Here is a 9,049-nt window from a genome sequence, read left to right on the forward strand (position 1 = left end):
GCCGGGGGCGATGCGGGGCGGCGGGGCCGCCCGCTCGCCGGCGCGCAACGCCTCCTGGCGGAAGGCGGCCGCGCGACCGGAGGCCGGCTCGAAGAACGACCGGTTGGGCCGCTCCGCGGCCTCCCCGGCCGGGCGGCCGTTGGTCGACGGCGAGGGGTGGACGTCGGGCGTGGGCAGGCCCCTCGGGCGCTCGGTGAGCGGCGCGGGACGCGGCGGCGGGAGCCGGTCGGGGGCCGTCACGGCGTCGTACCGCGCCGGCCCGCCGGCCGTCGGGTCGCCACGTCGCGGGTCGAGGTGGTCGGCCGGGAACGTGGGCGGGACAGCCGGGTGGGTCGGCTCCGCCGACGCGGCGGGTCGGACGGGAGCGGGGATCCGGCCGGTGGTCGGCGCGGTCGTGGACTCGGGCCGGAGCGTGCCGTCGGACCGGGCCGCACCGGTGGTCGGCCGGGTGTCCGGCCCGGCCGGCGCGCCGTGACCGGCTGCCTGGGCTCGCGCCCGGGCCGCCGTCTCCACCCGTTCCAGCCGGGCCCGCGCGCCCATGGTGCGGCCGGGCAGCCGGACGTCGCCCCGGGAGAGCTGGGCGACGAACCAGGCCGGCAGGTAGCCCTCGATGGGCAGGCCGGGGTTGACCGCCAGCCACCACTCGTGGTTGGGCCAGCCGTCGGCCAGCTCAGCGTACGAGGTGCGTCGGACGGCGCCGCCGTTCTCCCCGAGACAGGCGCGTACGGCCGCTGCGGAGGTGAACGCCAACACGTGGGTGCGGCCGCCGGTGGTCCAGGTGCCCCAGCCCATCGGCGCCGTGCCCGCGAGCGCCTCGGCGGAGACCGGCAGCAGCAGTTCGGTCCGGGCCAGGACGCGGAAGTAGAGCTGTTGGTCGCTGGCGCGCAGCGCGTCCCGCATCGCCGCCTCGGCGTCGGTGGCCGGCTCCCACTCGGTCACGGCCACCCCTCCTCCCGCGAACAGGCCATAGGTATCGCGTACAACCTACAAGGTGGAAGCGTGATCACAATCGCTGGCCGGAGGCGCTAACATCCCGTTCCGGAGTCGACACGATACGGAGGCGGTCGATGTCCCGGTCCCCCGCGCGCCCGCTTCTCGCCGTCCTGACGACGGCGTTGCTCACCGCCGTCCCGGCCGTCCCCACGGTCGCCGCTCGCCCGGCCGGGCCCACCCCCGGCCCGGTGCCGGCGGGCCGCTCCGCACTCGCGCCGAGCGCCGCGCGTGCGGCCCCCGGCTGCGCCTCGCCCCTCGCCCCGGTCCGGCCGGTGTCTGCCCGCCCCTGGCCCCAGCAGCGGTACGCCCCGGAGCGGCTGGCACCGCTCGCCACCGGCGCCGGGGTGACGGTCGCGGTGATCGACTCCGGGGTGGACCGGCGACACCCGCAGCTGGCCGGCCGGGTGCTCGACGGCACCGACCTGCTCGACCCCGGCGGCGACGGCGGCCGGGACTGCGCCGGCCACGGCACCGGCGTGGCGAGCATCATCGCCGCCGCCCCCCGCGACGGGGTGGCGTTCCGGGGGTTGGCCCCGGGCGCCCGGATCCTGCCGGTGCGGGTCAGCGAGCAGCAGGTGGTCGAGGGGCGGGAGTCGGGGCGCACGGTCAGCGCCGGGGACTTCGCCCGCGCCATCCGCTGGGCGGTCGACCACGACGCCGACGTGCTCAACCTCTCCGTCGTCCTGTACGCGGACGACCCGGCGGTGCGGGCCGCGATCGGCTACGCGGTCGACCGGGACGTGGTCGTGGTGGCCGCCGCCGGGAACCTGCACGACGCCGGTGATCCCCGGCCCTACCCGGCCGCGTACGACGGGGTGCTCGGGGTGGGCGCGATCGGGGCGGACGGGGCACGTGCCCCGTTCTCCCAGACCGGCTCGTACGTCGACCTGGTCGCCCCGGGCGGCGACGTGCTGATGGCCGCCCCCGGGCAGGGCCACCACCGGGCCGAGGGCACCAGCTACGCGGCGCCCTTCGTGGCGGCCACCGCCGCGCTGCTGCGCCAGTACCGGCCGGAGCTGACCGCCGCGCAGGTGGCGCGGCGGATCGTGGCGACCGCCGATCCGGCCCCGGGCGACGGGCGGGGTGGCGGGTACGGCGCGGGGGTGCTCAACCCGTACCGGGCGGTCACCGAGACCGGGGGCGGGACGCCCGAGCGGGCGCACCGGGCCACCGCGCTCGCGGACGACCGGGCCGAACCGGCGTTGGTGGCGCAGCGGGCCCGGCGGGCGACGGCCCGGGACCGGGCGCTGCTGGTGGCGGGGGTCAGCGGGGCGGTGGTGGCCGTGGCGGCGCTGCTGGCGCTCGTCGTGCCGCGTGGCGCCCGCCGCCGCTGGCGGCCGGCCGGCCCCGCCTGACCCGGCCGGCGTGCGCGGGCCCGGTCACCACGCCGGCGCCCGACTCGGCCCGGCCCGACGGTTCGGCCGGTCGCGTCGGTCGCGCATGGTCCGGAACGGCCGGTGGTGGCGCCGACCGGGCCAGGTCGACGCCACCACCGGGCGAGGGCTCACTGGAACAGGCCGACGTTCTTCTTCTCCGTGTCGAGGTAGTCGGCGGCGGAGTCGTTCACCGCGAACTTGATCTCGCGCAGCATGGCCTGGAGGTCCTGCGAGGCGGAACGCCAGCGGGCCTGCCGCTGCTCGTAGGCCTGGCGGGCCTCGCCGGACCAGCTCGCCACGAGCGGGGCGGCGTCGCGTTCGAGCTGCCCGAGCTGCGAGTCGAGCGCGTTCAGCGCCTTCTGGATGTCGGCGCCCGCCTGTTGCAGGGCGGCGAAGTTGACGACCAGTACACCGTGGTCCATCGGATGTCTCCTCCCCCGAGACCGGGTCAGAGCGGCAGCTGGATGCCGCCGCGGTTGGTGGTGGACACCCGGCTGGCGGCCTCGGCGTCCGAGACGTCGTACTGCTGGCCGGCCGTGCGGATCGCGCCGGCGGTCTCCCGCAGCGCCCGCTGCAGCGCCGCCTGGTCCTGTGCCCACTGCTGCTTGACCTGCTCGAACGAGCGCCCGCCGGCACCGCGCCAGGCCTGCTGCAACACCTCCAACTCGGCCATCAGGCTGCTCAGCATGGACTGCAGGGACTGGTCGACCTGCTCGAACTTCGCGGCGGTCTGCTGCATCACCGCTGCTTCTGCCTGGGTCTGGGACACCCGGGACGTCACCTCGTCTCCTCGGTCGTGGCTGGCCGTCGGCGCGCCCGCTCACCGGGCGCCCCGCTCGCGCCGCCCGGAGGTCGAGCACGGCAGGCGCGGGCTCAGCAAACTCGTCGCTGACGGTAGCGGCCCGGTCGCGGTTCTGCTACCCCGTGGCGATCCCCTGTGGACGACCGCGGTCCCCACCCCGTCGGGCAGGCCCCTTACGATGGGCGGCGTCGATGTCGCGGCGAGTGACCGGTCGAGGAGGCGCGGTGACGGTGACCACCGGCGCGGGCCCACACCGGCCGGCCCACGATCCCGGCCCACCCGCCACGGCCCTCGTGCCGGCGCCGCCCGGCCCGGTGGGACTGCCCGGCCCGGCGGGCGCGCCGGCGTCCCGGGTCGTCCCGCCACCGCCGCGGATCCCGGCCGCGCGGCGGAGCGGCGCCGGTGTCCGGGCCGGTCAGCTCGTCGCCACGCAGGTGGCGGTGGGGGCCGTGGTCGCCGCCGCCGGCCGGGGCGTGCTGGCGACGCTGGCCGCCGTGGGGGTGGCCGCGCTGCTGCTGCCCGTGGCGTGGGTGCGGCTGCGGGGGCGGTGGGTCTTCGAGTGGCTGGCCACCGGCCTGGGCTACGCCACGCGCCGCCGCGCCCTGCCGCCGCAGGCCGGCCCGGCGGCCCTGCTGGACCTGGTCGACCCGGGCGCGGCCGTCCGCCCCGCCGAGCTGGCCGGCACGCCCGCCGCCGTGCTGGACGACGCCGCGGGCATGGTGGCCGTGCTGGAGCTCGGCGACCCGGCCGACCTGCTCGGCGACGCCCCCCGCGCGCTGCCGGTCCCGGCGTCGCTGCTGCCGGCCGCCGCGCCGGACGGCCCCCCGGTCCGACTCCAGCTCCTGCTGACGGGCTCGCCGGCGCCGACCGTCGGCGCGGGTGGCGGCACCGTCGCCACCTCGTACCGCCAGCTCACCGACGGGCGGCTCGCCGGCCGGGAGCGGGCCGTGCTCGCCGTCCGGGTGCTCCGCGCCGAGGGCTGGACGGCAGAGGAACTGCGGCGGGCGCTCTCCGGCACGGTGCGCCGGATCACGCGCCGGATCGGGCCCGTCGCCGTCCGCCCGCTGGGCGAGCACGCGACGCTGCGGGTGCTGGCGGAGCTGGCCCACCACGACGACCACCCCGCGCAGGAGTCGTGGCAGGCGGTCCGGGCGGGCGACCTGCTCCAGACCACGTTCCGGCTGCGCCGCTGGCCCGACGCGCGTACCGACGCGGGCCGGCGGCTGGTGACCCGGCTGCTCGCCCTGCCCGCGACGGCGACCACCGTCTCGCTCGGCGTCGGGCCGTGGGCCGGCGCCGACCCCGCGTCGGCGCCGACCGAGCTGGCCGTACGACTGGCCGCCGCCACCCCGGCGGAGCTCTCGCTCGCGGCGCAGGCGCTGCGCCGGCTGGTGGCCGAGGTGGGCGGCGAGGTGCACCGGCTCGACGGCGCGCAGCGCGACGGGCTGGCCGGCACCCTGCCGTTGGCGGCGGCGGGCGCGGCGGGTCCGGGTCCGGCGCCCGACGGCCTGGAGCTGACCCTCGGCGAGGCGGGGCTGATGGTCGGCACGAACCGGCACGGCGGCGCGGTGACCGTCCGGCTGTTCCGGCCGGAGAGCACCCGGGTGATGCTGGTCGGCGGCGTACGCGCGGCGCAGCTGGTGGTGGTGCGGGCCATGGCGCTCGGGGCCCGGGTGGTGGTGCAGACCGCCCGCCCGCGCGCCTGGGAGCCGTTCGTCCGGGGCGTCGGCACCCCCGGCGCGATGATCCCGGTGGTCCCGCCCGGCCGTGCGGTGGGCGAGCCGGGTTCGCCGCTGCGCCCGCTGCTGGTGGTGGTCGACGCCGGTCCGGCGCCCGCCGACACGGAGCCGGGATCCCCGTGGCGGACCACGCTGCTGGTCCGCGACGAGCTGACCCCCGCCGACACCGACGCGTTGGGCCGCGCCGACCTGGCCGTGCTGCAACCGCTCGACCCGACCGAGGCCGCCGTGGCGGGCGCCGCGCTGGGCCTCGGTGGGTCGGCGGAGTGGCTGACCCGCATCCGGGACGACATGGTCGCGGTGGTCAACCGGCGGGCGTTGCGCTGGGCGCTGGTCTCCCCCACCCCGATCGAGACGCAGCTGATCGGCCGTCCCTCCCGCCGCTGAACGCGGGGTCCCGACCGGGCAGCACGGCGAGGACGGCCGACGATCTCGCGGCTTCCGCGCGTTGTCCGTCCGTGGCACGATCCCCGCCATGGGTTTCCTCAAAGGGCTGCTGATCCGGCTGGGCAGCACGGCGCTGGCCTTCTGGCTGGCCACGCTGCTGATCCCGGGCATCACGCTGGATTCGGCGTCGGCGGGCGAGGCGGTCGTCACGCTGCTCCTCGTCTCGGTGATCTTCGGCGTGGTCAACGCGGTGCTCCAGCCGATCGTCAAGACCGTCGGCTGCGGCTTCTACCTGCTGACCCTGGGGTTGATCGCGCTGGTGGTCAACGGGCTGCTGTTCCTGCTCACCAGCTGGATCGCAGACCAGGCGGGGCTGCCCTTCCACGTCGACGGCTTCTGGCCGGAGGCGGTGCTCGGCGCGCTCTTCGTCGGCATCGTCACCTGGATCCTCGGGGCCGTCCTGGACCGGGACTGACCCGGGCCGGCCAGACGCGGGCCGGCCGGAGGCGGCCGCGCAGAGGCGGGCCGACCAGAGGCGGGCCGCGCAGAGGCGGGCCGACCAGAGGGCGGGAATTGGTCGCTGATCGGGCCGGGTGGCCGGGCTAGCCTCGCGGGCATGTTCACCCTGACCCGCGACGACGGCTACCTGCTCAGCACCGAGGCGGACCGGATCGACCTGGACCTGGTGCACCACTGGCTCTCCACCGACGCGTACTGGGCGATCGGGCGGGACCGGGAGACGGTGGCGCGGGCGTTCGCCGGGTCCGTGCCGTTCGGCGTCTACCGCCCCGGTGACGGCCGGCAGGTCGCCGTCGCCCGGGTGGTCACCGACCGGGCCACCTTCGCCTGGCTCTGCGACGTCTACGTCGACCCCGGCGAGCGCGGCCGGGGGCTGGGCACCTGGCTGGCCGGGGCGGTCCGCGACCACCTCGCCGCCCTGGGCGTACGCCGGATCCTGCTGGCCACCGCCGACGCCCACGCGGTCTACGCGAAGGTCGGGTTCGCCCCGATGACCGACCCGCACCGCTGGATGCAGCTCGACCAGCGCAACCAGCCGGTGAGCCCGGTCACCGGCAAGGAACCGGGCGGCCAGGCGCCCCTTACGGTGGAGGCGTGACGCCACTCCGCCTCGGCTACCTCTACGGCTTCGTCGCGTACCTGCTCTGGGGGTTCTTCCCGCTCTACCTGCGGCTGCTGCGCCCGGCGGGGTCGATGGAGATCCTGGCCCACCGGATCGTCTGGTCGGTGGTGTTCGTCGCCCTGCTGCTGGCGGCGATGCGCAACATCGGCTTCCTGCGGGCGCTGCTGCGCCGGCCCCGGGCGCTGGCCGGCATCGGCGTGGCCGCCACGCTGATCGCGGTGAACTGGGGCACCTACATCTACGGCGTGAACTCCGACCGGGTGGTGGAGACCGCCCTCGGCTACTTCATCAACCCGCTGGTGGTGGTGCTGCTGGGCGTCACCGTGCTGCGCGAGCGGCTGCGCCCCACGCAGTGGGTGGCGCTCGGCATCGGCGGCCTGGCCGTGGCCGTGCTGACCGTCGACTACGGCCGGCTGCCGTACCTGGCGCTGGTCCTGGCGTTCAGCTTCGCCGGCTACGGCCTGGCCAAGAAGCAGCTCGGGCTGCCCGCCGCGGAGGGGCTCTTCGTCGAGTCGGCGGTGCTGGCGGTGCCCGCGCTGGCGTACCTGGGCTGGCTCACCGCCACCGGCGACGGCACCTTCGGGCAGGTGTCGGTCGGGCACACCGTGCTGCTGGTGTCGGCCGGGGCGGCGACCGCGATCCCGCTGCTGCTCTTCGCCGGGGCGGCGAACCGGCTCCCGCTCACCGGTCTGGGCATGATCCAGTACCTCGCCCCGATCCTCCAGCTCGGCTGCGGGGTGCTGATCTTCCACGAGCCGATGCCGCCGGCCCGGCTCGCCGGCTTCGCCCTGGTCTGGGTCGCGCTGATCGTCTTCACCGTCGACGCCGTGCGCCACACCCGCCGTACGCGCGCCGCCAACCTCGCCGCCCGCCGGGCCGGGGCCGTCGCGGCGACCCGCTGACCGACGCGGGGCCGTCAGCGCACGTCGTACGCGAGGACGGGCGTGCCGTCGGCGCGGAGCAGTTCCAGCCGGACCAGCTCCGCGTCGGTGAACCGGGTCGCGCCGGTGATCCGCAGGTCGTCGCCGGGCGCGGCGAGCCAGGACGCGACCTGCTCCGTCGCGCCGTCCGGGCCGTGCGCCACCAGCCGGAAGGTGTACGCCTTGGCGTAGCCGGCCCTGGCGTCGTACCCGCAGCGCATCCGCACCTCGGTGCCCCATTCGGTGCCGTCGAGGGCGATCTCGGCGTGCACGGGCACCGTGCCGGCGACCGGCTGCATGGCGACCATCCGCACCTCGATCGGGGTCGGCACGGCGGCCTCCCGGGGCAGCAGGGCGACGGTGCCGACGCCGACGAGAAGGGCCAGCGCGGCGGCCACGAGCGCGGTGAGCGCGTACCGGCGGCGGGTGGTCGACCGCTCCCGGCGGCGGCGCTCCCGCGCGGCGGCGAGCAGTTCGGGCACCCGGGGGTTCTCCGGCGGCGGCAGGACCTGCTCCAGCCCGGCCGGGTCGAGCCGGCCGAGCAGCCCGGGCAGGACGGCGATCTCGGCGACCGCCTGCCGGCAGGCGGCGCAGCCGGCGAGGTGCCGCTCGTAGGCCACCCGCTCGGCGGGAGCCAGCGCACCCAGCACGTACGCGCCGTCGTCGTGCGCGAACTCGCACCGGGTCATTCGGTCACTCCCATCTCGGCCAGGACCAACCGTAGTGAGCGCAGGGCGTAGTGGGTCCGGGACTTGACCGTGCCGGGCGGCACGCCCAGCCGTGAGGCCGCCTCCGCCACCGACCGTCCCTGGTAGAAGCACTCCACCAGCACCTCCCGGTGGGTGGGGCTGAGCCGGTTCAGCGCCTCGGCGACCATCCACGCCTCCACCGCGCGTTCCGCCTCGTCCACGGCCACGGGGGGTTCGGGCAGTTCGTCGGTATAGACCTCGCCGACCCGCGCGGCGCGGCGCCGCCAGGCGTCGATGGCCAGGTTGCGGGCGGTGGTGAAGAGCCAGGAGCGGACCGAGCCGCGCGTCGGGTCGAGCGACTCCGGGTGCCGCCAGGCGCGCAGCAGCGTCTCCTGCACCAGGTCCTCGGCCCGCTGCCGGTCGCCGTTGACCAGCCGCAGGGCGTGCGCGTACAGCGCCTCCGCGTGCTCGTCGTGCAGCGCGCGGAGCAGTTGGGCGTCGTGGTCGCTGATGGCGGTCTCCTCGCTGTCGGCGCGAGTCCGGCGGTGGCGTTCGCACGGGAACACGTGCCGCCGCCCCGAACGGTTCAGCCGCAGGTCACCGTGGGATTCCCGGCTGAGGTGTTCATACCCGGTTCACGCCGCCGCCGACGACCGCTCACCGCGCCCTCCTAGCGTCCGGCGGGTACGCACGCCAGCGGCTGGTCCGGCGTGCACCGACCCCCATCAGGAGGCTCCTTCCATGAGCGACCGTCCCCGGCTGCTCCCGTTGCTGGGCGCCACCCGCCACGGCAGCCGCGACGCCATGACCTGTCTCTACCGGTGCGGCAACGCGTGCGACCACCCGGTGCCCAACACCTCCGACAACGCGTACTTCGGCGACGTGGTGAAGGCGGAGGTGTCCCGGCGCGGCGTGGTCCGGGCCGGCGCGGTCGGCGCGCTGGTCCTCGGCTTCGGCGGCGCGGTGGCCGGTGCCGCCCCCGCGGCGGCCGCCCCCGCCACC

The 9,049-nt window shown here is 76.9% G+C and carries 10 protein-coding genes and 1 pseudogene; 6 read left to right on the plus strand and 5 right to left on the minus strand.

What is annotated here, in order from left to right; genetic code table 11:
* A partial coding sequence (locus tag ACSNN9_RS26270; RefSeq protein WP_436675901.1) for an SseB family protein occupies positions 1-939 on the minus strand: 939 nt, incomplete at its 3' end.
* 128 nt (positions 940-1,067) lie between these two features.
* Here ACSNN9_RS26270 and mycP point away from each other — a divergent pair.
* Positions 1,068-2,348, plus strand: a complete 1,281-nt coding sequence (mycP, locus tag ACSNN9_RS26275; protein ID WP_436675903.1) for a type VII secretion-associated serine protease mycosin — start codon at positions 1,068-1,070, stop codon at positions 2,346-2,348.
* Positions 2,349-2,497: 149 nt separating this feature from the next.
* On the opposite strand, the gene ACSNN9_RS26280 is transcribed toward mycP, so the two are convergent.
* Both ACSNN9_RS26280 and ACSNN9_RS26285 read right to left on the minus strand, forming a co-directional pair.
* Positions 2,498-2,791, minus strand: a complete 294-nt coding sequence (locus ACSNN9_RS26280; RefSeq protein ID WP_357872753.1) for a WXG100 family type VII secretion target — start codon at positions 2,789-2,791, stop codon at positions 2,498-2,500.
* 26 nt (positions 2,792-2,817) lie between these two features.
* On the minus strand, positions 2,818-3,138 hold the full coding sequence (locus ACSNN9_RS26285) for a WXG100 family type VII secretion target (protein WP_357872766.1): 321 nt from the start codon (positions 3,136-3,138) through the stop codon (positions 2,818-2,820).
* Between the two features lie 224 nt (positions 3,139-3,362).
* Here ACSNN9_RS26285 and eccE point away from each other — a divergent pair, with 224 nt between their 5' ends.
* The 4 genes from eccE (at position 3,363) to rarD (ending at position 7,340) form a co-directional block, all read left to right on the plus strand.
* Positions 3,363-5,297, plus strand: a complete 1,935-nt coding sequence (gene eccE, locus ACSNN9_RS26290) for a type VII secretion protein EccE (protein ID WP_436675905.1) — start codon at positions 3,363-3,365, stop codon at positions 5,295-5,297.
* 88 nt (positions 5,298-5,385) lie between these two features.
* On the plus strand, positions 5,386-5,772 hold the full coding sequence (locus ACSNN9_RS26295) for a phage holin family protein (RefSeq protein WP_436675907.1): 387 nt from the start codon (positions 5,386-5,388) through the stop codon (positions 5,770-5,772).
* A gap of 141 nt (positions 5,773-5,913) precedes the next feature.
* Positions 5,914-6,414, plus strand: coding sequence for a GNAT family N-acetyltransferase (locus ACSNN9_RS26300; protein ID WP_436675909.1), 501 nt, complete (start codon positions 5,914-5,916; stop codon positions 6,412-6,414).
* The gene (gene rarD / locus ACSNN9_RS26305; RefSeq protein WP_436675911.1) at positions 6,411-7,340 is read left to right on the plus strand and encodes an EamA family transporter RarD; all 930 of its coding nucleotides are present in this window, start codon (positions 6,411-6,413) and stop codon (positions 7,338-7,340) included. The genes ACSNN9_RS26300 and rarD overlap by 4 nt, the downstream gene beginning before the upstream one ends.
* Before the next feature lie 14 nt (positions 7,341-7,354).
* Here the strand turns inward: rarD and ACSNN9_RS26310 are convergent, their stop codons facing one another.
* Positions 7,355-8,047 (minus strand): anti-sigma factor family protein, encoded by a 693-nt coding sequence (locus tag ACSNN9_RS26310; RefSeq protein WP_436675913.1) that lies wholly within the window; start codon positions 8,045-8,047, stop codon positions 7,355-7,357.
* Positions 8,044-8,538, minus strand: a complete 495-nt coding sequence (locus ACSNN9_RS26315) for a sigma-70 family RNA polymerase sigma factor (RefSeq protein ID WP_358091087.1) — start codon at positions 8,536-8,538, stop codon at positions 8,044-8,046. Before ACSNN9_RS26315 ends, ACSNN9_RS26310 begins: the two co-directional genes overlap by 4 nt.
* Positions 8,539-8,788: 250 nt before the next feature.
* Between ACSNN9_RS26315 and ACSNN9_RS26320 the strand changes: the two are divergent.
* A pseudogene (locus tag ACSNN9_RS26320) lies at positions 8,789-9,049 on the plus strand (phosphatase); the annotation flags it as partial.

It is taken from the genome of Micromonospora sp. URMC 107, from assembly GCF_051386315.1.
Lineage (GTDB): Bacteria > Actinomycetota > Actinomycetes > Mycobacteriales > Micromonosporaceae > Micromonospora.

What these genes read in the sequence shown, in the direction of transcription:
- mycP (WP_436675903.1), top strand. Translation starts at nt 1,068, where the DNA reads ATGTCCCGGTCCCCCGCGCGCCCGCTTCTCGCCGTCCTGACGACGGCG.
- ACSNN9_RS26280 (WP_357872753.1), bottom strand. Translation starts at nt 2,791, where the DNA reads ATGGACCACGGTGTACTGGTCGTCAACTTCGCCGCCCTGCAACAGGCG.
- eccE (WP_436675905.1), top strand. Translation starts at nt 3,363, where the DNA reads ATGTCGCGGCGAGTGACCGGTCGAGGAGGCGCGGTGACGGTGACCACC.
- ACSNN9_RS26295 (WP_436675907.1), top strand. Translation starts at nt 5,386, where the DNA reads ATGGGTTTCCTCAAAGGGCTGCTGATCCGGCTGGGCAGCACGGCGCTG.
- ACSNN9_RS26300 (WP_436675909.1), top strand. Translation starts at nt 5,914, where the DNA reads ATGTTCACCCTGACCCGCGACGACGGCTACCTGCTCAGCACCGAGGCG.
- ACSNN9_RS26310 (WP_436675913.1), bottom strand. Translation starts at nt 8,047, where the DNA reads ATGACCCGGTGCGAGTTCGCGCACGACGACGGCGCGTACGTGCTGGGT.